The sequence below is a fragment of the Haladaptatus sp. DYSN1 genome (genome assembly GCF_029489995.1).
Classification (GTDB): domain Archaea; phylum Halobacteriota; class Halobacteria; order Halobacteriales; family Halococcaceae; genus QDMS2.
On the sequence record NZ_CP120470.1, the window covers coordinates 1538948 to 1565580 of the forward strand.

Genomic DNA, 26633 nt, shown 5'->3' on the forward strand with positions numbered 1-26633 from the left:
CCGCAAAAACGCCGTGAGAACGTATGGTGTCGTTACGAGGCGTGTATCCGGTGATGCATGCACCAACGCGAGTCGGTTGAACTCGTCACAGAGCAACTGAACCGCGTGTCCACTTCGTTCGAGAGCGTGACGGCCGAGTTCTCGCCATCGCCAAGTGGAAACGTTTCGTCAGGGGGTGACGGTGCGGATGTCGAATTCGGTAAGACGGTCGATGACGGCCTGTGCCGCCGCTCCCGAAGGGTTATCGTAGGACGCTGTCTCGGTGAGTTCGTCAGCGACCTGCTTGGGGATTGCTAATGTGCATCAAGAAGAAAGTGAGGTGGTTTGGCGAGTCTCTATTGTTTTCGTCTTTATTCTATGACGCTCACTTGCAGCCATATATTTTGCATTCATTGGAATAGGCCCATACTATTATTACATTAAATTTAGAAACACAGCCTATGGGCCATGATTTGGACGATGAACGTAGTCCGTTCGAGAAGTTGAAATCTCACTATGACGATGTCGACATGAAATGTCCTGAATGCGGCTACGAAGACACAGATGGGGAGTGGCAGACGGAAACGACGGGGGAAAAAGTACACTACCACCACATCTGTCCGAGTTGTGGTGTAGTTCAAAAGCGGACGCTATCGATTGACGCAGAGTAACACTAACAGACACAACCCTATTCGGCCTTCGTAAGCAAGAGTCAGCATGGAATATCGATTAGACGAGATCGACAAACGCATTCTGTACTACCTCGCTGAAGACGCGCGAAACACGACAGCGAGACAGATAGCCGAGCGAGTCGATGTCTCCCCGGGCACTATCGGAAATCGTATTGAACGTCTCGAAGATTCTGGAATCATCGCGGGATATCACGCAGAAATCAACTACGAGAAGGCCGAAAACCTCCTTACGCACCTCTATATCTGCAATGCTCCGAGCTCGGAGCGAGAACGGCTTGCACGTGAAGCACTTCAAATTCCTGGGGTCGTAAATGTCCGGAGAGCAATGACAGGGAGAGAGAATCTACACGTCGTAGCCGTCGGAAGTAATATAAGAGATATTGGTCGTCTCGGCCAGTCCCTGACTGAACTTGGTGTCGAGATTGAAAAAGAAGGGCTACTCGAAGAGGAGTCATTTCATCCGTACCACCCGTATGGACCAAATGATGAACATACACGACCAGGGAAAGACTTCATGAGCCTCGCGGGTGACGCCGAATTAACCGAACTTCGTCTCTTAGAGGACACACCAGTTGTCGGCATGACCATCAGTGAAACTGACAAGAACGGAATTCTCTCAGACGATATTCTTGTCGTCGCAATTGAACGGAATGGATCGATGGTTACACCGAAGGGAGACGTCGAGTTTCAGCACGGCGATATTGTTAGTCTGCTATTCAGGAATGGTCATTCCGATGCAGTTATCAACAATTTCGGAGGGGACGTAGTCCGGAGATGAAAATCCTACGTACTGAACCGAAATCGTTCGCAATCGACCCCACTGCGACACTGAAGAGTCTGCTTATTGAATAACAGAGCTTCAAGGAGTAAGCCCACGACTTCAGTCGTGGGAGGAAGTCAGATCAAGCTGTGTGAGAGAATCCGCAACTGCGGGAGGTCGCCTCGATGTGCTGCTTGCATGATTCGATGGCCCGGCTCATGAAACGAGTCGTTGCGATTCCGATCGGCGAAGATAATTCCAGCGTCTTCGGAAGTGGCACAGGCGCTACCAGTTTGGAGACGAGCGCAAGCGAACGAAACGGCTCAATGAGGGGCTGCGTGACGTCGAAATGATCGGTGGCAATCTGAGTCTTCCCGACCACGTGGTGAAGACGGCAGCGCAGTACCTGCGACGCGCCTCGGAGCCACGATTAGCCGGCGGGCGGATGGCGTGGGAGGCACTCGCCGGCGGTGCCGTACTCATTGCAACACGTGAATCGAGGGTTGATCGTGACGAGATCGATGTCGACGTGGCAACCTACACGAAGGCACCTCACGAGCGAGTGTGTGCCGCGGCGCGAAAGATTCGGTGCGAACTCGGAATCGACACAGTCCCTGCCACCCGGCCGAACGCCGTGATGGTGGTCATGGACGCGCTGGATGAGGATGCACTCTCGGGGAGTGCAGCTGTGCGGATGTGGCGGCTGGCGAAGCATCTCGTGCAGCTCGGCGACCAGGTACCGGTTGGGCCGGGGACGTCGCGGCTCACTATCGCGGCGGCAGCACTCTATGGCGCGGATTGGTTGACGCCTCACAAACATCTCACCCAGGGGCAGGTTGCGGAGGCGGCCAGTAGGGTCGTGCCGACGTCGACAAGCCGGATCAGTCGGTACAGTTGCGAGCTCGTTGACGCCTTCGAGGCCCGACATGGAGGCAACGACCCAGTTATTGTCCTGGAGCAAGAGCCAGACATCCTGCACTAAGCGAAATCTCTCTCGTTTTTTCTCGCGACCGCCGCCCAACAGACACCCACCTCCCCACCCTCCCCACCCTCCGCTCCCGACGCCAGAGGCGTCGGCAGCCACAACCTGACAGCGTTATATACCGGTTCGAATACCGATCCATCTCCACCTCTGCATCGGTCAAGACAGAACCGAATCGCGTGACTGCAGATACTCACAGAAAATTGCCACCTAATCAGTATTCTTCGACGTCGATTACCTTCTTCGTCTCCTCATTAGTGAGGTCGCCGTCGACAGGCACAACCGACGTATCCAACTCACGCCTGACTGCTGCAATCAGCGCGTCGAGACCATCCAAGTACGGGCCACTTGGTCCCACTTCGTCTGCGATCGCTCCCGCGGTCACTGCCGTTCGCTCGTCTATCTCGTATTTCTCTCCCCACGAGAGATCAACACGAGCACCGGTGACATCACCGCTTGGGAGGTTCCCCTCACCGACGAGTACCTCGGCGGAAGCTGGGACGGGCATCACCCAACGTTCGTTCTCGGCCCCATTCGCCTCGTAGACTAAACTATGGTTGTTCACACTATCGTAGCTTGAACTACGATAGTTTGAGCTACGCTAACGGTGGGTTTTATATGCTGGTTGGTCGAAGGCGGGAGTATGCCCCCGTTCGTAAATCGGGAGAAGGAACTCGACAGGCTCCATGAGTTATATGAAAGTGATTCTGCGGCGTTGAGTGTTGTGTACGGGCGTCGGCGGATGGGGAAGACGGCACTCGTCGTGAAATCCATCGAAGGGCGTGATGATGCAGTGTATCATCAGGCAGCGCACGGAACAACGGAACAGCAACTAGACTCGTTTATTAGTGATGCTGCAACGGTGTTCGCGGGAGTAAATCGGATTCGAAAGGACTGGGAGAATGTGCTCACGTATCTCGCTGAACAAGATGCAATCGTTATCCTCGACGAGTTCCCATATCTCGTAGATGAGAACGACGCGCTTCCATCCCTCATCCAACGGCTCTGGGATCACAATGTCGAGGACACGGCTGCGACATTCGTGTTGACTGGTTCAGCAATCGGCATGATTCATAAAATCGCGCTTGACGGGAGCTCACCGCTCTACGGTCGGATTTCGAAACGTCCGAATGGGAAACTCGACATCGGGCCGTTACCGTTTGCTGCTGCGATGGCGTTCTTCCCGCAGTACACGCCCGTTGAGCAGGTGATCGCATATGGAGTATTCGGAGGTACGCCAGAATACCTCCGCGCCGTGGATGACACGCAGTCACTGAAGGGAAACATCACGGAAACCTTGCTGCTCCGTGATGGAGGACTCCACGAGGAGCCTGAAGACGTCCTGTACCGAGAACTGGACGAGGTAGACCGGTATTTCGCCGTTCTGAAAGCGATGGCGGAGGGAAACCACAAGCGAAACGAAATCATACAAGCCGCAGGAATCAACGCCAACAGCGCGAGTTACTACCTCTCTCGACTTCGGGAACTCCAGATTATCGAACAGGAGTACCCAGTCACTGTTGACCCCTCTCGAAGTCGAAACAGCCGGTACCGCATCCGAGATCAACTATTTGCATTCTGGTTCCGGTTCGTCCACGGACGTTCGTCCCGGTACGAAGTGTTCGGCGCTGACGCGTACGACGAACTCGTTGAACCGCACCTCCTGGATTTTGTAAGTACGACGTTCGAACACCTCTGCCAGCGAGCAGTGCTCTACGAGTACGGGGATGCGTACACGTTCACCGAAGCCCCGGCTACATGGTGGGACACCGACGGGCGGGAGATCGATATCGTGGCTCCGACGAACAGCAACACGCTACTGGTCGGTGAAGCGAAATTCCGACAACAACCGATGGGATACGAAGTCTTCGCGCAACTCCAGCGAGAAGCACCGGAAATTGAGTGGTCGCCGGACGATGGCGAGGTGACCTACGAGTACGCATTGTTCAGTCGAAGTGGGTTTGCCACGTCACTAGAGGAAGCAGCTGAGGAGCGAGAGGATCTTGGTCTCTTCATTGTCGATGACGTTGTTGAAACGCTGTCCGAGTGACATCCTCGCCCGCCGTGAACGGCAGGATTCTCTCGCTGTTTATAGATAGACCTACTCAGCGAGCAATTTGAGACTGAGCTGCCGTGCAAAGCAACCAATGATGCCCGAACCACCCCGCTACTACTGTCGTAGAACGACCATTGGTTTGTTGCACCCAAGAAGGACGGAGCAAGTCACCAATGTCACCAGGCCCATCGTTTACGCTCGACGTTGAGACAGCAACTGCAGTTCGCGATTGGTTGTTCGAGACGGGGGTAGAGAACCACGCCAAGTCACAAATCGCAAATCCGCTCGCTGAACTCGCCGCTGCAATCGATGGCGAACTCCACGACAGCATGGAATACGTCGAAATCAGCGCATCAACGGCAGTCTTCCCACCGACCGACCACTCTGCTGGTGTCGGTAATGTCGGTTCACCATTACGGCAGGAGTCAGAGAACACTACACGACCAGCTGACGGAATCCCCGTTGACGTCGCCGACAGTGACCCCAGCGGACTCTACGATAGTCTCCCTGACGGCGCCTAGCACAGCCCACTCGACCAGCAGAACGCTACCCAGGATAGCATGCCGACAGCACACGACCAGTCGACGTCGTCGACAATAACGCCCCACTCACAGGGAGAACGGGATCGGGTGTCGGTTCGCTATCTCACTGACTATGAGTGCTCGGTGTGTGGAAGCATCCGAGAATTAGAAACCTCGCTACAGATGTGTGCGTTCGTCGACGACTGCGCAACCTGTGGCACCATCAACGTCCGGGTTACTGCGGTCGGAATCCCCGAGCCCATTCACAACTAATACACACCCCTTCGCCTCAGCTATCGTCCGGTCTAACCATCTCATCGATGAAGTCACGATACTCTTTGGCAACCCACTCGCCCCGGCCCGTGAGCGTGTACTCCTTCCGTCGCTTATCGCTTTCCTTCGTTCGCTTATTGACCAACCCGGAGTCAACCATCCGATCGAGACTCGGATACAGCCGACCGTGATTGATGTCTTCAGGATAGAGTTCTTCAAGCGGGTCTTGAAGATTCACTCCTTCTGCCGGCCCGAGCCGGTAGATCAACCAGAGGAGGTGGACCTGAAACGCAGTGAGGTCTGTCGGAAGATTATACGCTGAAAAATCAATTGAATGGGTGTCCGTCGAATCATCAGCAGAGGACTCCGCCTCGTCCGACGAGTCTGACGTGGTCATACCTTGGTATTCACTACCGGTACCTAAAATTCCACGTGGATAATCGAGTCGTCCTCACATTGTGCCTCGGTCACGCCACTTCGTGGGAATCATCACTGACCGCCACTGCAAAGTCCACCGATAGAATGCTTCCTTGCTATGCGGCGAAGGCTTATCCCTCACGTCGCCTTCCTTGGAGAGCAGAGATGGGGTTCTTCAAGCGAATCGGTAGGCAGGTTGAGCAGTTCAAGCAGACTGCGAAAGAGGTCGCTGAGGAGGACGCAGACTACCAGTGTCAAGCATGTGACGCACGATTTCACACCAATCACGATCAGTGCCCAAAGTGCGGCGCTCAGAAGGTTGCACCAACGACAACCGAAGAGTGAGTTTTTGGCACCTCCGTATGTGATAGCGGCCTTCGCTCGTGAGCGACTCCGTCGGCATGAGCCTCTACACCAACTTCAGCAACGGCGCTGAGTGAGTTGGGAGTCGGACCATGTTCTTCTGGGCGTGGTGGCTCGCGCTCGGCCCGATGATTGGGATTTTCATCGCACACATCTGTCGTGGCAGAACGATTCGCCAGGTTGTCTTCGTCGGAATCATCGGCACGTCCGCCACCTCGTTCCCGTGGTTCATCACCCTGGGTGGGTCAGCGTTGTGGGCGCAGACCACTGGGCGTGCAGATCTGCTCGGCGTGATGACAAGCCGACTACGCGCGATGTTGTTGGCGGCGTTCTAGGAGGGTCCACCGCCAAAGTAAGTGGACGATTTGGGTCGTTCGACTGTTCGCCTGAGCGATAGTACTAGCGGTTGCCGCTCTGTTCTCCGGGGATACAGCTAGAAGCCCTGCTCGACGAGGCTAACAATCACGGAATTAGGGCGGAAAATATGTTGGTCAATTTAACCCAAGCCGCCTTATTACTAATGAGTCAACAGAGCCCGGTGTTGTGTGGCTCTCTATTGTGGGGTTCACAGATTCTCAAGGTCCTCACACCTTCCACTTTCAAATAGTAGATTCCCATGCTTTTTCCGAATTCGAAAATATCCATATCTGTGGGTAAGAGTTAAGCAATATTAGGCTACAATATTCACGGAAGCGAAATTCTTGTACGAAGGGAATCACAATGCCCCATCGAAACAACTCCCATCGACTAGACGAAATCGACCGTCGAATCCTTCACGCCCTGATGCAGGATTCACGGAACACGAGCGCCACCTCCCTCGCCGAACAGCTGAGTGTCTCGGGGGCGACCGTCAGAAACCGGATTCACAAACTCGAAAACTCCGGCATCATCCGGGGGTACACAGCTCACCTGGATTTCGAACGGGCGGGCGGCAAGCTCACCAATCTCTACCTTTGCAATGTACCCGTTTCTGACCGGGAGGCTCTCGCGAACGAAGCCCGAATGGTCCCGGGCGTTATCAACGTTCGCGCGCTGATGACGGGTCGACGGAACCTTCACATTCTGGCCGTGGGAGAAGACACCACAGATCTTCGACGCGTTGCGCGCGCCCTCTCGGAACTCGATATAGAAATCGAAGACGAAGAACTCGTCGAAGACGAATTTATCGAACCCTACACCCCGTTCGTCCCAGAAATAACACCCTCACAACCCAAACCGAACGACTTCATTAGTCTGACCGGTGACTCGAACGTCGTCGAGGTCGCCGTCAAGCAGGACGCTTCTATCGCTGGCCTCTCCCTCGAAGAAGTCGGGCAACAGGGAATCCTCGACGAGGACACGCTGGTCATTGCCATCGAGCGCGACGACCGGGAACTCACCCCCCATGGTGCCACGGTAATTCGTCCCGATGACATCGTGACACTCCTCTCGCGGAACGGCGCGAGCCTGGACGACCTTGAGGCGTTCCAGGTGCCCCGCTTCGAACGCATCGGGTGACTATTTGCACACCCATGCACCTACTCAAAGCATTCCTCCGGCGCTTGTTCACCACTGAGACAATGGTTTGCGAGTGTCGGAACTGCGGCACGACCCTCGAAGAACAACTGTCCACATGTCCCGCGTGTGGGTCAGACGAAAGCGTCCGATACAACCTCGAGTAACTATCGAGACAATGAACCATTCTTTAACAGCGCACATTATCGTCCCCGTTGCCGATGAGAATGACGCACGTGACACTGCTGTCGCCTTAGCTCCGTACAATTTCGAGCGAATTACCGTTGTTCACGTCATTGAGAAGGGTGAGGGAGTTCCCGACAAAATTTCCGTCGAACAGGCAGAGCAGATTGCCGCTGAGGCGTACGCCGCGTTTCGGAAGATTTTCCCGACTGCTGAAACCGCGACCGCGTACCGTCGTGACGTAGTTGCGGGTATCCTCGACGTGGCCACCGGTCGGGATGCGAGCGCGATTCTCTTCAGACCGAGAGGTGGCGGGCGAATCGTCCAATTCCTCGCCGGTGACCGTTCTCTCAGGTTAATCACCGAGGCGGGTGTTCCCGTCATCTGCATCCCAGAGGAGGACTGAGGATGGAAAACAATCAGGAGCTCGCGAAGGACCTTGGGTTGCTCTCCGCGCTCACCATCGGTGTCGGAACGATGATTGGTGCAGGCATCTTCGTCCTGCCAGGCCAGGCCGCGGCTGCAGCGGGGCCAGCCGTTGCACTCTCGTTCGTCGTCGGCGGTGTCATCTCGCTGTTCACCGCGCTGTCGGCATCCGAACTTGGCACCGCAATGCCCAAAGCGGGCGGCAGTTACTACTATGTGAACCACGCGCTCGGGCCGCTGTTTGGCTCGATTGCGGGCTGGGGTAACTGGATGGGTCTCGCCTTCGCGAGCGCGTTCTATACGCTCGGATTTGGTGAATACCTCGCAACGTTCCTTCCGTTGCCTGCGCTGGCGCTCGGTCCCTTCGGACTCACCTCATTCCAGGTTGGTGCACTTCTCGCCGGACTGGCGTTCATCGCAATCAATTATATCGGCGCGAAGGAGACCGGTGGCATCCAGATTGTAATTGTCACGCTGTTGGTCGGCATCCTCACCCTCTTTTCGGTGCTTGGCTTCCTCCAGGCAGACCTCTCGACGCTCCAGCCGCTCTTCCCACCCGAAACCGGCGGTGCCACTGCGATTCTTCCAGCCACCGGACTGGTGTTCGTTTCCTTTCTCGGCTTCGCCAAAATCACGACCGTCGCTGAGGAATTGAAGAATCCCGGACGGAACCTCCCGCTGGCTGTCGTCGGAAGCGTCGTCATCGTGACGATCATGTACGCGATCATCATGGTCGTTCTGATGGGCGTCATCAACTGGCGTCAGCTTGCCCCGGAATTCACCACCACGCCAGTCCTCGACGTTGCGGAAGTCTCCTTCGGAGCGGTCGGACTCGCAAGTGTCGGCATCGGGCTGTTGACCTTCGCCGGACTGCTTGCGACAGCCTCTTCCGCGAACGCGTCAATCCTGGCGTCGTCGCGCATCAACTTCGCGATGGGGCGGGACAAGCTCATCAGCGCGAAGCTCAACGCCATCCACCCGAACTTCGCCACACCCTATCGCAGTATTGCGGTGACGGGCGGGCTCATCATTCTGTTCGTATTCGTCGGCGACGTGAAAACGCTCGCGAAGGCAGGAAGCGTCCTGCACCTCATCGTCTACGGGCTTCTCAACGTCGCGCTCATCGTGATGCGGGAGGCAAATACCCCGGAGTATCAGCCGGAATGGACCGTTCCCTTCTATCCCTTCGTCCCAATTCTCGGTGCCGTCACGTCATTCGGACTCATCGCGTTTATGGATCCAGTCGAGATCGGACTCGCGGCACTGTTCATCGGTGGGGGCACAATCTGGTATTTCGCCTACGCTCGTAGCAAGGTCGACAAACAGGGAATTCTCACCCAATACGTCCTCTCACGACAGGAGGCCATGCCGGACGCAGCGGTGTCGGCTGCTAGTAGCGTCCAGCCAGATGGCGGCCAGTTCAGAGTGCTGGTCCCGCTTGCGAACCCCGAACACGAGCAAGACCTCATCACCCTCGCCAGCGCACTCGCGAAGCAACGCGGCGGCACTGTGGATGCGGTCCACATCGTCACCGTGCCCGACCAAACGGCGCTTGCGGGTGCAGCAGCGCATATCGACGAACTCGATGCGACCTCCGCACGCCTCCTCGACCAGGCCAGGCGAGATGCGGAGACCTTCGGCGTTGAAGTGGAGACACACACGATCGTCTCCCACCGGTCGTTCGAAGAGATCTTCACGGCGGCTGAGACACACGAGGCGGACCTCGTTGTCATGGGCTGGGGTGATAACTCCCACGGCTCGCCAGGACGAGCCGAGAGCGCAATCGATGACTTCGCACACGACCTACCGTGTGATTTCCTCGTACTGAAAAATCGTGGCTTCGACCCAGAACGAGTGCTGGTCCCGACCGCCGGTGGGCCTGATTCGGACCTGAGCGCTACTATTGCCAACCTGCTTCAAGCAGAGTACGATTCCGAAATCGTCGTGCTGCACGTGGCCGAGGAAGGTAACCGTGAAGAGGGCAAGCGTTTCCTCACGGAGTGGGCGCAAGAGCACGATCTCGGAGACGCAAATCTCCGTATCGAGACGGGTGACGTAGAAACCGCTATCGAGGGCGTTGCTTCGGACTGTTCATTGCTGGTCATCGGGGCCACCGAACGTGGACTACTCTCCCGGTTAGTTCATGGGTCGTTGGTCATGGGTGTCGTCGACGACGTAGAGTGCTCGGTCCTCCTCGCAGAGAAAAAGCGTACACGGACGGTTCGTGAACGCCTGTTTGGTCGCTAACCGTCCATAATACTTTGAATTAGGAATTACACAAATATACACCGTCGTGACTCACAATACTGAATTTCCAGCGTCTACCTTGAGCGTGTCTTCGTTCAATTCGACATTAAGCCTTGAAGCCAAACTCCTGCGTCTAGGAAAACCGTAAAACGATACTGGGGAGACTGACTTCCTCCCACGACTGCAGTCGTGGGCTTTCTCCTCGAATCTCTGTAATATTATTTTGTTCCCGCGGTACCGTCTCTCAGATGTGTTCGTTTTGGTTGTCAGTTGGGGGCGGAAAGGCAGCTAAGCGCATTTTAACGAGCGATTCAAGGGTTTTTGACTGTTGATCTGCTTTCGTGAGCAGCATATGCCCAGTCGCCCGCTCCCGCCTACTTGACTGAGTATGTATTTTTAACTTGTTTCCGATGTCGCCTGAGGTACGGATTCGGAGGCGTATCACCGTTGCGTGCCAGAGCAGCTATGACTGTGCTTCATTTTCGATAATGCTGTACAGTAACACTGTCCAGTATTACTGACCAGTAACAATTTTGCGTCTGACGGGTGTTTTTGTAGCAGTTCGACCATCACTCGCTAATGCTTACGTACACGGTGTATTCGGAAGCCGGCGGAGTGGGCAAGACCACGATTTCTGCGAATCTCGCGAAGGCGCACGCTCGGGCTGGCCAGGACGTGCTCGTCATCGACTTAGACCCACAGGAAGGGAGCCTTACCTACCTCCTCGACGTGGAAGCGGGGCGGAACGACGGCGGGTCTGACAACCTCGTTCGGCACATGATTGGGCGGCCGAGTGGAGCGTTCGAAGACCTTATCCGAACTGCGGAACCGGGCATCGACGTTCTCCCGAGTCACAACATGCTCGAACGACTGACCGAACTGTTGCTCCGCACTGCAGAAATCGAGGAGCAGACGAACCCAGACCCGGACTTCGAGTACCCCCGCTACGAACAGCTCCATCGCGTGCTCGCGGCGGCGCGAGTGCACGAGGAGTACGATGTGCTCATCGTTGACCCTCCAGCGACGACGGGCGACCACCTCTACAACGCGATTTACGCGACGCGGAACGTCGTCATCCCCCTCGAACTTTCGGGGAAGGGCCACCAAAGTGTCGAAGGTCTTCAGGACATCGTCGCGGGACTGGAAGCCGAACTGAATCTGGAGGTCGGCGTTCTCGCGGTGGTACCAAACGAAGTGAAAGACACCGCAGACCAGCGGGAGTACGAAGCCACGCTCTCGGAACTGGGGTTCTCCGTCCCGGTGTCGATTCGGGACCGCACCTCATTGTTCGAAGGATGCTGGAAACAGCAGGTCGATGCGTTCACCTACGTCGAAGAGTTCCGTGACCGCAAGCGGCAATACGAACTCGATACCCTCTCGCAGTTCGACGACCTCGCCGCCTTCGTCGCAGCGCAGGTTGGCAGCCCGATCGAATCTGAATCGGAGGTGTCGGCATGAAATCCGGAGCCGGGGACGACCCGTTCGAGGACATCTTCGATACCGAAGCCGACGAGAACACGTTGGATCCTGAAGCGCAATCGTCAGCAGGAGATTCCACCGAGATGCCGGATGAGGGCGACGGCCATTCCGCGGTGAAAAACGACTCGGGTCGCGAACAATCAGGCGGAGAATCGTCTGGTATTGACGAGCAATCAGCTGCGGATTCAGCAGACGATCCGGAAATTCCGTGGATTTTCCGCCGCGACAAGGTAAAATCAGACCGCGACAAGGTCCACCAACTGTTCGTCCGCCCGGAGACAGACCGAGCCTATCGGCGGTTCGAGAGCGATTTAGAGGAGGCGATGGACACCGACCTGAGCAGGCTCGACGTTCGGGAGGCTGCGTACCTCGTCGGGATGCAACATCCAGAACTCGTCGTCTCGGTTCTCGAATCCTGGGGTTACAACTACTTCGACTGAGCGCAAGTTGCCCGGAAACCGACGGACTGACACCTGGTTTCCGGTGAAAGTAGTGCGGATAGACATTCTATCACTAGTGAATTGTTGAGATGGGGTTCCGTGAAGGGGTCGTCATCTTGCGCACACCGGGTTTCCGGTGAAATCGGTGGCCGGTTGCTGGAGTATTCGACCCGACGCAGGCGAAGTTTCGTGACCGACTGACTTCTCGATGGTACAGATACCACAGACACCGGATTTCCGGTGAAATCGGCATGGTTCTCGGTCGATATAGGAGATGATAGCGCGCGCACACCAGGTTTCCGGTGAAACGGAGTGGGGGAGTGGATGAGTGTGGTTGGTCGGGGGGTAGAGGGTGGGATCAAAATACGATATCGAGTGGGACCGGGATACGTGTGGACTACCAATGGGGGGCGAATTGTGGAGTTGAATAAGATTGGCACGCGCACACCGGGTTTCCGGTGAAACGGAGTGGGGGAGTGGGTGCTAGGGGTACCGGCTCAGAAGGTGGTGGGCGAATAGGAATAGAAGGGCGAATAGGAATAGAATTCAGTTTGGCGGGGTTAGAGAGGGGTCAACTCGGTGGAATCAAGGAAAATCCAGTGCTGTGGAGTCAGGGAGGGTCCAGTGCAGTGGAATTACGGAGGGAAACTACTGGATTACGACTGGATGCTAGAGTAGGAGTAGACGCCGGAGTACGGGGTCGATACTCAATTGCGAGTCGTCACTTGATTTTGGGTCGATACGATTCTTTGATTCTTGGTTAGCCGCCGGATACCCTTACTCTGGAGGGTACACACCACATTTCCGGTGAACCTTTCTATGTAGTGACTGAAAAAATCAAGCCGCTTCCGGTGAAACCCGCTCGAACTCACTCGAATATTGAAATAAAAAATACTAAGTAGGGCTCTCGGGAAAAAGTTCATTAAGTCAGCAAAGTGAACCGGCTATTTGGTTGTTCAAATAGTCGGTCTTCGTTTCTCACTGTGCTCAGCATTCCTTCGTGGCATACTCTCCCAGTAGAGGTTCCCAGCAAATTTTCACAGTAGACTTTACCCGTATATCCTCTCGATATTCCTCTTGACGTTGTTCCTCCTCTCTCTCTCCCTCTTGATGTTTTTCCGGCTCCCTCTCTTGACGTTCTCCGCTGCCCCTCCAACAACAACCACCACTCAATCCACCATTTCACCGGAAACCCGGTGTGCGCGTCTTTTCACTAGAACCGGTTCGAGCTGAGAATCGAAACAGTCTACAGAACGCACGCGGCCAGTAGATTCGGGAAGAGAACCCGTAATTAGACAGTTTCCGGCCGAAGTCTGTCACGTCTCGCTGACGGAAAGAAAACGTAAAGCCATTTCACCGGAAACGGGGTGAGTACCACGAATGTCTGAGGCTGACGAACTCTTCACTCGGGAGGACCCCATCTTCGCGAACAAGGAACTTCTCGAGATAAATCATCTACCGGACGGCGGTCGAATCGTCGGGCGAGACGAGGAAATTGGACACCTCGCGAACGCCGTGAACCCAGCTATCTTCGGGCAAAGCCCGAGCAACGTCCTCATTTACGGGAAGACGGGCACTGGCAAATCGCTCTGTGCAAAGTACGTCTCCCGCCGGCTCATCGAAACGGCCGACGAGGAGGGCGTCACGGTCGCGATGGCGTACGTCGATTGCGCCCAGGATACGACCGAGACGCAGACGGTCCAAACCATCGCGACGGCGGTCAACGACGCAGCATCGACGAACATCAAGATTCCCGACAAGGGCATCTCGACGGCGACGTACTACAAACGCCTCTGGAAGATTCTCGACCAGCGTTACGACGTCGTCCTCGTCATCCTGGACGAAATCGACAAACTCGACAGCGACGGCATCCTCATGCAACTCTCCCGTGCGGGCGAGGCGGGCAAACTCCATCACTGCAAGGTCGGCGTCATCGGCATCAGCAACAAGATCAAGTACAAAGACCGGATGGACGAGCGTGTCCGCTCGTCGCTGTGCGAACGTGAGTACGTCTTCCCACCGTATGACGCGAACCAGCTGCGCGAAATCATGGCGGCCCGCTCCGATTCATTCAGAGACGACGTGTTAGAAGAGTCGGTCATCCCACGGGCCGCGGCTCTTGCCGCACGAGAACACGGCGATGCTCGCAAGGCCATCGACATCCTCCGGTACGCCGGGGAAATCGCCCAATCGACGGGTGCGAAAACTGTCAAAGAAGAATTCATCGTACAGGCACGCGAGCGGGCCGAAACCGACCGTTTTCGCGAACTCATCCGCGGGTCTACCCCTCACTCTCGATTCGTCTTGCAGGCGCTTACCGTTCTCTCGCTCAACAACCCGAATCAGGACGGCTTTCGAACGACGCGCATCTACGATGTCTACAAGGAAATCTGCAGACAGGAGGGTTCTGACTACCTCTCACTGCGACGCGTCCGCGACCTCCTCAAGGAACACGCCTTCCTCGATATTATCGAACAGGCCCACCGCAGCGGGGGTAGCGCTGAGGGAAGCTACACGGAACACCAACTCCTCGAAGAACCCGCGGTCGTGAAGAAGGTTCTCGTCGAAACGACCGAGCAATAGCGGCCCTGCATTAGCGGCCGTGCAAAAACGATCGAGCAATATCGAAACACCCGTCTCTTCAATCCTCGACTCTCGAATCCCCAACCCTCCAATCCCCGACCCCGGGGTACCCACCCCACCATCCTCCCATTTCACCGGAAATCCGGTGCGCGCGTCTCAACTCACTCCAACGATTCGCTGATTCGCTGGCCCACAGAAACCCCGTTCCAGAAGGCGGCGTGGACCCGCCCCTCGCCGACTACCCAGTCCCCAGCGAAAAATAGGCTCGCGTCCGCCACCTGCTGGACCACTCCTTCATCGTCTCCGTCGGCCACGCTCGCATCCGGAAGCGCGTACCGCCAGCCCTGAGTGTCGACCCAGTCTGGTTCGGCGAGTCGGTCGTCGTCAAGCAACGTGGCGACCATGTTCGCAACGACCCTTCCGGCCTGTTCTTCCGGGTGGTCGTAGTGCTCGGTTGACCATTCGGGACTCATCTGGACGACGAGGAGACTCTCTCCTGCCGGGACGTGTCCCGTCTTACACTCCTCTCTCGAAAGCCAGCCAATCGGGTGGTTCCGGTCGGGATTGACCAGCGCGTAGTAGGGGCGGTCGAGTTCGAACGGGTAGTGAAGCATCACCGACCGGATGGTCCGATACGGTACTGCGTCGATTGTGGCGGCGAGAGCTCTCCGACGTTCGTCTACCCAGTGCGTGCGTCGCACGATGTCCGCCGTTTGCGGGGCGGGTGCGGTCAGTGCTACCGCATCGAACCTGCCAACGCCAGCGTCCGCCTCGTCGACCAGTTGCCAACCTCGCGCATCGCCGTCGTTCTCCCATTCGAGTTTGGTAATGCGGGTGCTCTTCTGGACGGTCGCGTCCGTCTCTGCCAGCACGCGCTTTGCGAACTGGGTGATGCCGGTCGCATAACTCCACTTGTGGGCCTCCTGGTCGTCACTCTCGTTGATTCGCCCGGCAGCGTCGTGGGTCCAGACCGGGCCGGCGATGTCCACGAGTCCGTCCGTCCCAAGCGATTCGAGCAGCGTCTCGGTCCGGTCGTCCGTGGGTTTGATATAGTTCGCACCGTGGTCGTAGTAACAGCCGTTTCGTCTGCGCGTTGCCGCGCGGCCACCGACCCCGCGACTCTTTTCGAACACTGTCACGTCGATGCTCGTCTCACGGAGGGCGTAGGCGACGCCACAACCGGCCGCGCCGGCACCGACTATCGCAAGCGAATGTGTCATATCTGACACTCGGGGCGCGACGGGCAAAGTCTATGGCATCGTCTCGATTTCGAAGCGCAGCGTCCCTCGGTACGCAAGTTGATTCGACGCAGCCAATCACCCTCAGGGTTGATACTGCCGTCGCCCCAACGGCCACCCAGTGACCTCCCCACGCCTCGACCGTCTCACAGTGTATCCCATCAAATCGCTCGACGGAATCGACTGCGAGGCGGCCACACTCGTCGAAAACGGTGGCCTCGAACACGACCGACAGTACGCCATCGTAGACGAAGCGGGCCACTTCGTAAACGGGAAGCGCACCGCGTCGATTCACCGCCTTCGCCTCTCGATGGACCTCGAAACAAACCGGGCGACGATACGCCGTCACGGGACTGACCAGACCACCGCTCGGGCCGCAGAAAACACGGTAACCGGCCACCTGGACGACCATCGCGACCGGTTCGAGTCCTGGCTCTCTGCATACTTCGAGCGACCCGTCTCCCTCGAAAAACAGGCCGCGGGTGGCTTTCCAGACGACACCGAAGCGTCGGGTCCGACCGTTATCTCCACGGAGACGCTTTCTGCCATTGCCTCGTGGTACGACCTTCCGGTCGAGAACGTCCGGCGGCGATTCCGCGCCAATCTCGAACTCGGGTCGTGTCCCGCCTTCTGGGAGGACCACCTCTACGGCCCGCCGGGATCTGAACGCCCCTTCGAGATTGGGGACGTGGCGTTCGCCGGGACGAACCCTTGCCAACGGTGCGTCGTGCCCACCCGCGACCCGGACACGGGTGAGCCGACCCCCGACTTTCGAAAGACGTTCGTCAACAGGCGGGAAGCCTCCCTGCCGGACTGGGCGAACCGTGAGCAGTTCGACTACTTCTTTCGGGTGATGGTGAACACGACGGTTCCTGAAACCGAGTGGGGCAAGCAACTCTCCGCCGGCGATACAGTGTCTCTCTAATCAGGCTGCCATTCTCGAAACGAATTGGACAAACGCCGGTCAAAAACCGACCGTTCGTAGCGTACTGAATGCAGAAATTTCCGCTCGAACCGCCACAGTCATACGTGGTTCTTCCTAACCTCGGGTATCACGATGCCGGACGAGTTCCTGCACAAACTGTTCGACCAGGAGCGTCTGCGCGCGGCGATTGGTGCTGACGCCCTCCCCGGATGGGCAGTCGCTCACTACGTGGGGTTTCGCGAATCGATGCTCGAACCACGTGACGGCGAACCGTTTCCGTGTTACTTCGGCGTCGAATCCGAGCGGAATGGCGACGCACTGTACACGTTCTGTGAATCGATGACTGACGAGGGGGCGCTCTCAGACCTCGCGGACACGCTCTTCGAGTACGTCCAGGTGTTCGAGGACTTCGGCGAGCGAACCTCACTTGTTATCTTCTTCAAGCCGCCGGATGTACCCCTGACGGAAGCCGAATACCGCCAGCGCTTCTGGGGGATTCTTCAGTATCTGCATGACCACGACCCGGAACCGTGGCCCTACGACATGCCGACGGACCCGACGGACCCATACTGGGAGTTCTGCTTCGCCGGCGAACCGATGTTTCCCACCGCGAGAGCACCGTTTTACGAACAGCGACGGAGTCGGTACACGGCACACGGCCTCGAAATCACCGCCCAACCCCGCGCAATCTTCGCTGGTATCACAGGGGACACGGCGGCTGGAAAGGAAGCACGACGCGTGATTCGAGAGCGAATCGAGGCGTACGACGGGATGTGTCCGCACGCTGACCTCGGTGACTGGGGCGATTCGCACACGCGAGAGTGGAAACAGTATCTCCTGCCGGAGCAAACCGACGATACACTGAGTACCTGTCCGCTCCAAATCACGGCATTGCGATGACGCCGCCAGCCAGCACCCCGCAGGACCACCCGCCGCTGACCCGGGAAACCGCGTTTCTGACCATCGATGTACAGGAGGGGTTCTCCGACTCCCGATGGGGAACTCGAAACAATCCCGACTTTGAGACGAACCTCGATGCCCTCCTTTCTGCCTGGCGAGAGGCGGCCCTCCCGCTTTTCCACGTTCAGCACCATTCGACCGAACCGGACTCCCCGCTCAGGTCGGACCATCCGGGGAGTGCCCCGAAAGCGGGCCTGATCAACGAGGGCGAACCCGTCATTACAAAGCAGGTGAACAGCGCGTTCATCGGTACGAATCTCGAGGAACTGCTCCACGAACAGGGTATCTCGACGCTCATTCTGACGGGGCTGACGACGGACCACTGCGTCTCGACGACGGCCCGGATGGCCGAGAATCTCGGCTTTTCGGTGTACGTCGTCGCGGATGCCACGGCCGCGTTCGACAGAACGGGCCACGACGGGACGCACTACGAACCGGAGGTGGTTCACGACTTGGCGCTCGCGCAACTGAACGGGGAGTTCGCCACCATCATCGACACGGCACCCCTCCTCGCTGCGCTTTCCGAGGCGTAGAAACTGATCCGCACGGGGTGATTCCCACACCGGATTTCCGGTGAAAATGGCTAGAGGATGAGACTCAGCACGATGCCGAGTACAATGAGCACGAACGTGAGGATGACGACCAGTCTGAAGAAGCGGTCTGCACCTTGCATACATCTCTCTTCGCAGGCGGGGAGTATATATGCTCGCCAACTGAGTAATCCGGACCGACGACACCTCGGCTGCTGGCGGCCTGCAGACCCAGGCGTCGCCCGCCTTTTTCGTTAAGCCTGTGAGTTCTCTCCGTTGCGTGTCCCGGAATCTCACGTCGGTGGAAGGTCCGCACCTTCAGCCTGACGAACTGCTCGCTGCTACCGCCGCGGCATATCTCACCGGAACGTGTAGGGATATGGTATATCATAGCGTATGTACAAAGCGCAGAACCGGTGTAGCGCTCCACCTACCCGGTGTTTTCGAAGGGGACGCGTCGGTCTCGCTTTGGTGCCATACCAGACGGTCGACCGTCGCAACCGAACCCCCTTCCTGCATTTTCTCGGGCGAGTACGAGCCTTCGTCGGCCGCTCGCCGCACATCATCCTTCGTCACCGTATTGGCAACCAAACTCCTTCACGCAAATATTACCAATGCTCATCTATACATTCGTTTAATTAATCACAGTATTATCAGACAAAAGTGAAATCTTTTTCACGTAACTTGCATTATTGTCTATCATGAACTGGCGAGAACGGTCTCCATCCGAAACACGATTCGAGACGCTTTCGGTCACCTGTGGCGAGAAAGCGAAAACTGGCCCCGACGCTGTCGGTGACGTGACGGTCCCGATTCACCTCTCTTCTACCTTTGCCGTCGAGGGAATCGACCCCGAGGCTGACCTGCTCTCGCTCGACCCGGACGCGAACGAGTACGTCTACTCGCGGCTCTCGAATCCGACGCGAAACGCGGTCGAAAAGCGCCTCGCCGCGCTCGAAGGCGGCGACGTGGCCTTCGCGTTCGCCTCTGGGACTGCAGCCATCGCTACCGTCGCCATGGCGACGCTCACCCCCGGCGACCACGTCGTCGCCTTCGACGACCTCTACGGCGGGACCAAGGCCATGTTTACCCTGCTATTGCCAGAACGCCTTGGCGTGGACGTAACCTTCGTGGACGCCCGCGACCCCGAGAACGTCCGCGACGCGATGCAGGAGAATACGCGCCTCGTCTGGATGGAATCGCCCACCAACCCCCTGCTCCACCTCTGTGACGTGGCGGCAATCGCGGACATCGCGCACGAACACGGCGCGCTGCTCGGCGTGGACAACACGTTCCTCTCGCCGTACTTCCAGCAACCGCTCGCCCTCGGCGCAGACGTCGTCGTCCACAGCACGACCAAGTACTTGAACGGACACTCAGATTCGATGGGCGGCGTCGCCATCACCAACGACCCCGACCTCACCACCCAACTCACGTTTCTCCAGCAAATCGGCCTCGGGAACATGCTCTCCCCGTTCGATTCGTACCTCCTGCTCCGGGGTATCAAGACCCTGCCAATGCGAATGCGCCAACACGCAGAAAACGCACAGGCCGTCGCCCAATTCCTCGAAACCCACGAACTCGTCGAACGCGTCTACTTCCCCGGCCTCAACAGCCACCCACAGGCCGACCTCGCCCACCGCCAGATGTCCGGGCCCGGTGGCGTGGTCACCGCCGTGTTCAAAGGCGACCTCGAAACCGTAGAGCAGTTCGTCGCCGAACTCGACGAGTTCACCTTCGCGGTTAGTCTCGGTGGCGTCGAGTCGCTCGTCGAGCACCCGGCGACGCTCACGCACTCAGAGCTCACACCGGAAGAGCGCGAGAACCTCGGCATCACCGACACACTCTTGCGATTCTCCGTCGGCGTCGAACACGAAGCCGACCTGCTCGCGGACCTCGAATCCGCACTCGACGCCGTCCGTGACCGCGTGGTCACGACCGCCGACTGAACCTCTGAACGGTCAGTAGTTCACCCATCAGTACTCCCCGAGCGCGACGGCAACCATCTCGATTGGCGTCATCGGTTCGCTGGTCGCTCCTTCTCGGTCACCGAGTTGGGTGCGACAGGACGCGCCGGGAGCGACTACCTGGTCGCCAGAACTCTCGTCCACTTGGTCGAACAATAGGTTCCCGATTGCCTTGCTCATCGAGAAATGTTCTGCCTCGTAGCCGAAACTCCCGGCCATCCCACAGCACCCCGAATCGAGCGGGTCCACGTCGTAACCCGCTCGCCGCAGCACGCCCACAGCGTGATGGTCCTTCTTCGTGGCTTTCTGGTGACAGTGGCCGTGGTAGGTGAGCGAGGCGTTGCCTCCACCGAAGGTGATGTTCTCGTCGAGGCGGAACCCGTCGAGGTACTCACAGACGCCGTAGGTGTTCGCCGCGACCGTCTCTACGTCTTCCCCAGAGAGCAAGTCGAGGTAATCGGACTGGAACATGACGGCGTCGGAGGGTTCGACGAGCACCACGTCCCAGCCGTCTTCGACCTGCGGGGCGAGTGCCTCGACGTTCTGCGCCGCGATGTTTCGCGATTTGCCGAGGAACCCCTTCGAGTGGGCAGGCCGGCCGCTGTCGGTCTGTTCTGCGAGACGGACGTGCACCCCTGCGGCTTCGAGCACGCGAATCGCTGCCTTCCCCGCTTCGGGGTGGCTGTAGTTCGTGTACGTGTCCGGGAACAGCACCACCTTTCTCTCCGCTTGCGCCTCGCTCACCTGCGACCCCCGCGCCCGATACCACTTGCGCAGCGTCTCGCGGTGGAACTCGGGGAGGGTCCGGTCCTTCGCGATGCCGAGCGTCCCTTCGAGAACGGCTCGTGCACCCGGAATCTTCGTCCCGAAATTCGAGACGGGCGCGAACAGGCTCCCGAGCGCGGAGAGCCGGTCGATGTTGGCGAACAGTTTGTCGCGCAGGCTCGACCCCTCTTTCTGGTGGTGGGCGTGCTGAATCTCGGCTTTCATCTTCGCCATGTCCACCTCCGAGGGGCAGTCGCGGGCACAGCCCTTACAGCCGATACAGAGGTCGAGAACCTCGTGCTGGAACTCGTCTGCGAACAGTTCGTCCTCCGAGAGGTCTCCGCTCATCGCCTGGCGGAGCATGTTCGCCCGTCCGCGGGTTGAGAGGCCCTCCTCGTTGGCCGCGCGATAGGTCGGGCACATCACGCCGCCGGTGGTCTCCTGGTGACCGCGACACCCGCCACATCCGTGACAGAGTTCGGCCATGCCCTGGAAACCGTTGTCGTTCTCCCAGTTGAGCGACGGCGAGAAGCCGGCATCGAACTCGTAGTCGGGGCCGTAGCGCAGGTTCTCGGTCATCTTCACGTCGCCACAGACCTGCCCCGGGTTCAACAGCCAGTCGGGGTCGAAGGCCGTCTTCAGGTCACGAAACGCCTGCCAGAGCGTCTCGCCGTAGAGTTTCTCGTTCCACTGCGTGCGCGCCCGGCCGTCGCCGTGTTCGCCCGAAACCGACCCGCCGAACTCGACCACGAGGTCGGTCACGTCGTCGGCGATGGACTCCATCATCTCGATGTCGGCTTCGTCTTTGAGACTCACGAGTGGACGGACGTGGAGTACGCCCGGCCCGGCGTGGGCGTAGAAACTCGCGAACGTGCCGTGGGCTTCGAGAATCTGCTGGAACCCTTCGACGTACTCGGGGAGGTGTTCCGGCGGCACCGCCGCGTCTTCGATGAACGAGATGTGCTTCTCGTCCGAGGTACGCGACATCAGAATAGGCTGACCCGCCTTCCGGAGTTTCCAGAGGTCGGCCTGTTCTTTTTTCGTGTGAGCCTCTACGGAGTCGAAGGCGTGGCCTGCCCCCTCGACCCGGTCTTCGATGAGGCGAGTCACCTGCTCTCTGCCGTGGTCGTCGTCTGCTGCGTAGAATTCGACGAGTAAAATCGCCTGGGTTCCCTCGGGGACGAGCTCGGCGACGGCTTCGAACTCGGCGGTCTGACTCGCCAGGTCGAGCAACACGTCGTCTACGAGTTCCACGGCCGCGGCGTCGTGGTCCACGATGGGAGCCACGTCGTGCATCGCGTCGATGATATCGCGGTAGGCGAGCAGTGCCATCGCCTTCGCCTCGGGGACGTCCACGAGCGAAATCTTTGTTTCGGTGATGAGCGCGAGCGTCCCCTCGCTTCCAGCCAGTAGACGGGCCAGGTTCACCGACCCGGACTCGGCCTCTTCGACGAGCGAATCCAGGTTGTACCCGGAGACGTTGCGCTTCAGGTCGGGATACCGCGCCTCTACCTCCTCGCTCAGGTCGTCGACGATGTGCAGCACTTCGGCGTAGATGCGACTCTCCAGGTCGTCGCCGCCTGCACCCTCGCGCAGTTCGTCGAGAGTCACCTCGCCGAAGGTCGTGACCGTCCCGTCTGCGAGGACGACTTCACACTCCTCGACGTACGCCTCTGTCAGGCCGTATTTGAGCGAGTGCGACCCCGTCGAGTTGTTCCCGATGGCTCCGCCGATGACGCTGCGGTCACCTGCGGCCGGGTCGGGGGCGAACTTCAGTCCGTGGGGAGCGAGGGCCTCGTTGAGCACGGACAGCGTGATGCCGGGCTGGACGCGCGCCGTCTTCGCGTTCGGGTCGATGTCGAGCAGACCGTCCATGTAGCGAGTGAAATCGAGGACGACGGCCTCGTTTACGGCCTGCCCGGCGAGACTCGTCCCGCCGCCGCGGGGGAGGACGGGAATCTTTCGGTCGGCACAGTACTCCATGACCGTCTCCACGTCGTCGGTCGATTCGGGCAAGACGACGCCGATTGGCGTCACCTCGTAGGAACTCGCGTCGGTGGCGTATTGCTGTCGCGAGTAGGAATCGAACCGCACGTCGCCCGCCACGCGCGGCTCTAAGTCTTTCACGACGGCAGGGCGGTCGACGCTGTCGTCGGTGTAATCGTAGTTCGCACGGCGGTCTGTCGCCGGATTGTGGGTAGGTGCGTCGCTCATGTTAGACGATGTGTCGGGTGTCGTAGGAACCGAGAACGGTCACGTAGCCGTGTTTCACCGTCGACCGCACGTCCTGGATGGCCTCCTTGGCGCGAGTTTCGTACATCCCGGCCTCGAAATCGAGGTGGAACAGGTAGTCGCCGAGGCGGTTGCCGCTCGGACGGGATTCGATGCGAGAGAGGTTTATGTCGCGGTCGGCGAACGCTTCGAGGATGTCGAGCAAGAGGCCCGGATAGTTGGCGTTCGGGTGGACGACGACCGTCGATTTACCGCCGGCGGTGGTGCGCTCTTCTGGTGGCGCAATGACGAGAAAGCGCGTCTCGTTCGACGAACGGTCCTGAATGTCCTCTGCGAGCAGGGTGAGTCCGTCGCCTGCGGTGTCGGGGTGGCCGATGCCGGCGACGGTGGGGTCTTCGCGGGCCAGGTCGACGCCGCGTGCGGTGCTCGCGACGGCCTCCAGTTTCGCGTCCGGGTAGTGTTCGGTGAGGTAACCACGACACTGGGCGAGAGCCTGTGAGTGACTTGCGACCGTCTCGAACTCGGGAGACTGGGCAAGTAGCGCGTGACGGATGGGCGTGACCAGTTCCGCAACGACGGCGAGGTCGTTCGAGGCGAGCGCGTCGAGACTCTCGGTGACGCTCCCCTCGATGCTGTTCTCGATTGGAATGACTCCGCGGCGGTACTCGCCTGCGACGACGGCCTCGACGATGGCCGTCATCGACTCGCGAAAGTCCACCTCGTCTGCGACCGCTTTGGCCGCCCGGTGTGAGTACGTCCCGGCGGGACCCAGGGTGACTGCTTTCATATGACTCACTTCACTGAGAGGAACACAAGTAGTCATCGGTGGATGCGACCCATGCCGGTGGTTGCCGGGGGGCGTATCCGCCCCGGCCTCCTCGCTTCGCGACGGCCCTTGCACTTACCCGTCCGGCGACCCAAATCGAGCGTGTATCATGTCCGAGTCCACCGACGACGAGGCCGCTCGTATCGAACTCACGGAGGACGCGTGGCACGAGGGGGAACAGGGGTACTTCACTGACTGCCCGGCCTGCGGTGCGCCCGCGACGCTCGCCACCATCGTGGATTACGGGACGTGCAGCAACGGCCTTCCGGAGGACCACCAGGTCACGGAGGTTGGAATGGACGCAGACGAACTCGACTGCGATGCGGACCTCACGCTCGAACTGGCGTGGGAGTCGTCGTAAAATCGAACTGGCGTGGGAATCGACGGAAGAACTCGATTCACTCGGTGAGCAACCGTTTCTGTCCTTCGGCGCGGATGGTCGCGGCCGCTTCGGCCGCCGTCTCCGCGTCCACGTAGTTCCCGAGGGCTTCGAGCGCCCGGGCCTGCTCTTCGTAGACGGTCGCCGTGCGATAGCCGAGCGTAATCGCCTTCTCGAAACATTCGGCTGCGTCCTCCCAGAGCGCCCGTTCGGTGTAGAAAAAGCCGAGGTTGAACCACGCCTGCGGCAGTCGCGAGTCGAGTTCGACGGCCCGCTCTGCGTGTTCGAGTGGCTCTGAGGAGTTGCCGTCTTCCCAGAGGGCAAAGGCGAGGTTCATCTCCGCAAGCGCGGCGAACTCGTTATGGTCGTGGATGCGAAGCGCCTCTCTGAACGCACCGATGGCCTCGTCGAACTCCTCTATCTGTGAGTGGGCGACGCCCTTGTTCACCCAGGCCTCCTGGGCGACGATCGAATCCTCGTCTGCGAGTCGGGCTGCACGTTCGAAGGCGTCTGCCGCCTCCGGATGGAAACCAAACTGGAGGTAGGTGAGTCCGAGGTCGATGAGCTCCTGTGGCGTGATGTCGTCACGCTTCACGTTCCAATCATCTAGAAGGTCAGCGAGGGCGTAGTCGTCCACCGGGTCTACCTTCGTCGGGTCTTCTCGGAGTTCCGGCGGGTCCAGTGTGAACCCCTCGTACGGGTCGCCGAACCCGCGACTGTCCGAATAGCGGTGTTTACGATTCGAGGCCACGAGGGACGAACTACGCGCCGCGGAGGCTTAGCCGTGGCGCTCGGTGTGCGTATTTACCACACGGGACCTTTTTTAAGCACTCTTAGCAAGCTATTTGCTGACTGTTGCAACATGAATTAATGTATGCCTGGAAATGCAAGCCGCCGAACCTTCCTGCACGGAACCGGAATCGCCCTCGCCGGGTCGCTGGTCGCCGGAACCGCTGCTGCAGACGAGGACGTCGAAGGCGAAAAGGACGAAGACGACGAACGAGAAGACGAACTCGAGATGGATTCCCCGTCGCTCATCGCCCACCGTGGATTCGCCGGGATGTACCCCGAGAACACCGTCGGCGCCGTCCGTAACGCCACGCGCGGCCCAAACGCCGCAGATATGGTCGAAATCGACGTGATGGCGACCGCCGACGACAAAGTCGTCGTCTTCCACGACGACGGGCTCGCAGAGCGCGACGGCGGTACCCAGGGGCTCACCGACGTGAGTGGTCTCGTCTGGGAGACGCCGTGGGACACGGTCAAGGAGGCAGAAGTCCTCGAAAGCGGCGAACTCGTTCCGTCGCTCGAACAGGTGATGGACGCACTGCCCGGCAACGTGGGCGTGAACGTCGAGTTCAAGAATCCGGGGTCGCCGAACACGAAGTTCGCGGCGAACCTCTCCGGGGCGGACCTCGAAGACCAGAAGGCGCTCTGGGAACCCTTCGCCGAGAACGTTTTCGACGTGCTCGACGACTACCACAACGACGTCCTCGTCTCGTCGTTCTACGAAGGCGCACTCGCCGCCGTTTCGGACGTTGCACCGGACGTGCCCCTCGGGACGCTGTTCTGGGACGACCTCGAGAAAGGCCTCGACATCACGCGCACCTACGACTGCGAAGCGATTCATCCGCCGAAGAACATGGTCAAGGGAACGCCCTTCTTCGGCGACGAGTACTACCTCGAAGGCCCGTTCGCGGACGTAGACCTCGTCTCCGTCGCCCACGAGGAAGGGCGTGAGGTGAACGTCTGGACGATTGCAACGTGGTACGAGGCGATGCAACTCGAACAGGCTGGCGTGGACGGCATCATCGCAGACTACCCGTTCGGCGACCAGTAATCGCCGTCTAACATTCACGAACGTTCCTGTACTCTTCCCGAATTTTCCGGCGAAATAAGGGGTGTTTGCCTACCGT

The 26633-nt window shown here is 58.8% G+C and carries 23 protein-coding genes and 1 pseudogene; 18 read left to right on the forward strand and 6 right to left on the reverse strand.

The window, feature by feature from the left end; translation table 11 throughout:
- Positions 1–440 precede the first annotated feature (440 nt).
- The 3 genes and pseudogenes from P0648_RS20515 to P0648_RS08285 all read left to right on the forward strand — a co-directional run.
- The gene (locus tag P0648_RS20515) at positions 441–650 is read left to right on the forward strand and encodes an HVO_0649 family zinc finger protein (protein ID WP_303659072.1); all 210 of its coding nucleotides are present in this window, start codon (positions 441–443) and stop codon (positions 648–650) included.
- A 46-nt stretch (positions 651–696) separates the two neighbouring features.
- On the forward strand, positions 697–1449 hold the full coding sequence (locus P0648_RS08280) for an Lrp/AsnC family transcriptional regulator (protein ID WP_277503506.1): 753 nt from the start codon (positions 697–699) through the stop codon (positions 1447–1449).
- A 307-nt stretch (positions 1450–1756) separates the two neighbouring features.
- Positions 1757–2413: pseudogene (locus P0648_RS08285) on the forward strand (transcription initiation factor IIB family protein); the annotation flags it as partial.
- Between the two features lie 214 nt (positions 2414–2627).
- On the opposite strand, the gene P0648_RS08290 reads toward P0648_RS08285, so the two are convergent.
- Positions 2628–2978 (reverse strand): VapC toxin family PIN domain ribonuclease, encoded by a 351-nt coding sequence (locus tag P0648_RS08290; RefSeq protein ID WP_369685653.1) that lies wholly within the window; start codon positions 2976–2978, stop codon positions 2628–2630.
- Between the two features lie 78 nt (positions 2979–3056).
- On the opposite strand from P0648_RS08290, the gene P0648_RS08295 reads away from it, so the two are divergent.
- Complete coding sequence (locus P0648_RS08295) at positions 3057–4463, forward strand: ATP-binding protein (protein WP_369685679.1); 1407 nt, start codon at positions 3057–3059, stop codon at positions 4461–4463.
- Between the two features lie 179 nt (positions 4464–4642).
- Entirely contained in the window at positions 4643–4990 is a 348-nt protein-coding gene (locus tag P0648_RS08300; protein ID WP_277503510.1) for a hypothetical protein, read from the forward strand.
- Positions 4991–5279: 289 nt separating this feature from the next.
- On the opposite strand, the gene P0648_RS08305 is transcribed toward P0648_RS08300, so the two are convergent.
- Entirely contained in the window at positions 5280–5660 is a 381-nt protein-coding gene (locus tag P0648_RS08305; RefSeq protein WP_277503512.1) for a helix-turn-helix transcriptional regulator, read from the reverse strand.
- A gap of 475 nt (positions 5661–6135) precedes the next feature.
- Between P0648_RS08305 and P0648_RS08310 the strand changes: the two genes are divergently transcribed.
- The 7 genes from P0648_RS08310 to P0648_RS08340 all read left to right on the forward strand — a co-directional run bounded on the left by P0648_RS08310 (position 6136) and on the right by P0648_RS08340 (position 14895).
- On the forward strand, positions 6136–6378 hold the full coding sequence (locus tag P0648_RS08310) for a BCCT family transporter (protein ID WP_277503513.1): 243 nt from the start codon (positions 6136–6138) through the stop codon (positions 6376–6378).
- Positions 6379–6763: 385 nt separating this feature from the next.
- Positions 6764–7540 carry an Lrp/AsnC family transcriptional regulator gene (locus tag P0648_RS08315; protein WP_277503517.1) on the forward strand — a complete coding sequence of 259 codons (777 nt, stop codon included), beginning with the start codon at positions 6764–6766 and terminating at the stop codon, positions 7538–7540.
- Between the two features lie 175 nt (positions 7541–7715).
- Complete coding sequence (locus tag P0648_RS08320) at positions 7716–8126, forward strand: universal stress protein (protein WP_276247737.1); 411 nt, start codon at positions 7716–7718, stop codon at positions 8124–8126.
- A 2-nt stretch (positions 8127–8128) separates the two neighbouring features.
- Positions 8129–10393, forward strand: coding sequence for an amino acid permease (locus tag P0648_RS08325; RefSeq protein ID WP_276247736.1), 2265 nt, complete (start codon positions 8129–8131; stop codon positions 10391–10393).
- A gap of 579 nt (positions 10394–10972) precedes the next feature.
- Positions 10973–11851 carry a ParA family protein gene (locus tag P0648_RS08330; protein WP_276247735.1) on the forward strand — a complete coding sequence of 293 codons (879 nt, stop codon included), beginning with the start codon at positions 10973–10975 and terminating at the stop codon, positions 11849–11851.
- Positions 11848–12312 carry a hypothetical protein gene (locus tag P0648_RS08335; protein ID WP_276247734.1) on the forward strand — a complete coding sequence of 155 codons (465 nt, stop codon included), beginning with the start codon at positions 11848–11850 and terminating at the stop codon, positions 12310–12312. Before P0648_RS08330 ends, P0648_RS08335 begins: the two co-directional genes overlap by 4 nt.
- Positions 12313–13692: 1380 nt before the next feature.
- A complete protein-coding gene (locus tag P0648_RS08340) occupies positions 13693–14895 on the forward strand; it encodes an orc1/cdc6 family replication initiation protein (RefSeq protein WP_276247733.1) in 1203 nt (400 codons plus the stop codon).
- A 161-nt stretch (positions 14896–15056) separates the two neighbouring features.
- On the opposite strand, the gene P0648_RS08345 is transcribed toward P0648_RS08340, so the two are convergent.
- On the reverse strand, positions 15057–16115 hold the full coding sequence (locus tag P0648_RS08345; RefSeq protein ID WP_277503518.1) for an NAD(P)/FAD-dependent oxidoreductase: 1059 nt from the start codon (positions 16113–16115) through the stop codon (positions 15057–15059).
- A gap of 139 nt (positions 16116–16254) precedes the next feature.
- On the opposite strand from P0648_RS08345, the gene P0648_RS08350 reads away from it, so the two are divergent.
- From P0648_RS08350 to P0648_RS08365, 4 genes are all read left to right on the forward strand, one after another.
- Entirely contained in the window at positions 16255–17058 is an 804-nt protein-coding gene (locus P0648_RS08350; protein ID WP_277503519.1) for an MOSC domain-containing protein, read from the forward strand.
- Between the two features lie 132 nt (positions 17059–17190).
- Positions 17191–17958, forward strand: coding sequence for a YqcI/YcgG family protein (locus tag P0648_RS08355; RefSeq protein ID WP_276247730.1), 768 nt, complete (start codon positions 17191–17193; stop codon positions 17956–17958).
- Complete coding sequence (locus P0648_RS08360; protein WP_276247729.1) at positions 17955–18551, forward strand: cysteine hydrolase family protein; 597 nt, start codon at positions 17955–17957, stop codon at positions 18549–18551. The genes P0648_RS08355 and P0648_RS08360 overlap by 4 nt, the downstream gene beginning before the upstream one ends.
- Before the next feature lie 698 nt (positions 18552–19249).
- Complete coding sequence (locus P0648_RS08365; RefSeq protein WP_276247728.1) at positions 19250–20497, forward strand: PLP-dependent aspartate aminotransferase family protein; 1248 nt, start codon at positions 19250–19252, stop codon at positions 20495–20497.
- Between the two features lie 27 nt (positions 20498–20524).
- Here P0648_RS08365 and P0648_RS08370 read toward each other — a convergent pair whose 3' ends face one another.
- Both P0648_RS08370 and pheA read right to left on the reverse strand, forming a co-directional pair.
- Positions 20525–23494, reverse strand: coding sequence for an FAD-binding and (Fe-S)-binding domain-containing protein (locus tag P0648_RS08370; RefSeq protein ID WP_277503520.1), 2970 nt, complete (start codon positions 23492–23494; stop codon positions 20525–20527).
- 1 nt (position 23495) lies between these two features.
- Positions 23496–24299, reverse strand: a complete 804-nt coding sequence (pheA, locus tag P0648_RS08375) for a prephenate dehydratase (RefSeq protein ID WP_276247726.1) — start codon at positions 24297–24299, stop codon at positions 23496–23498.
- Between the two features lie 148 nt (positions 24300–24447).
- On the opposite strand from pheA, the gene P0648_RS08380 reads away from it, so the two are divergent.
- Entirely contained in the window at positions 24448–24699 is a 252-nt protein-coding gene (locus P0648_RS08380; RefSeq protein WP_277503523.1) for a hypothetical protein, read from the forward strand.
- A gap of 37 nt (positions 24700–24736) precedes the next feature.
- On the opposite strand, the gene P0648_RS08385 is transcribed toward P0648_RS08380, so the two are convergent.
- Complete coding sequence (locus P0648_RS08385; protein ID WP_277503524.1) at positions 24737–25468, reverse strand: tetratricopeptide repeat protein; 732 nt, start codon at positions 25466–25468, stop codon at positions 24737–24739.
- 123 nt (positions 25469–25591) lie between these two features.
- On the opposite strand from P0648_RS08385, the gene P0648_RS08390 reads away from it, so the two are divergent.
- Positions 25592–26557: a glycerophosphodiester phosphodiesterase gene (locus tag P0648_RS08390; protein WP_277503526.1), complete on the forward strand. Its 966-nt coding sequence runs from the start codon at positions 25592–25594 to the stop codon at positions 26555–26557.
- Positions 26558–26633: the final 76 nt, after the last annotated feature.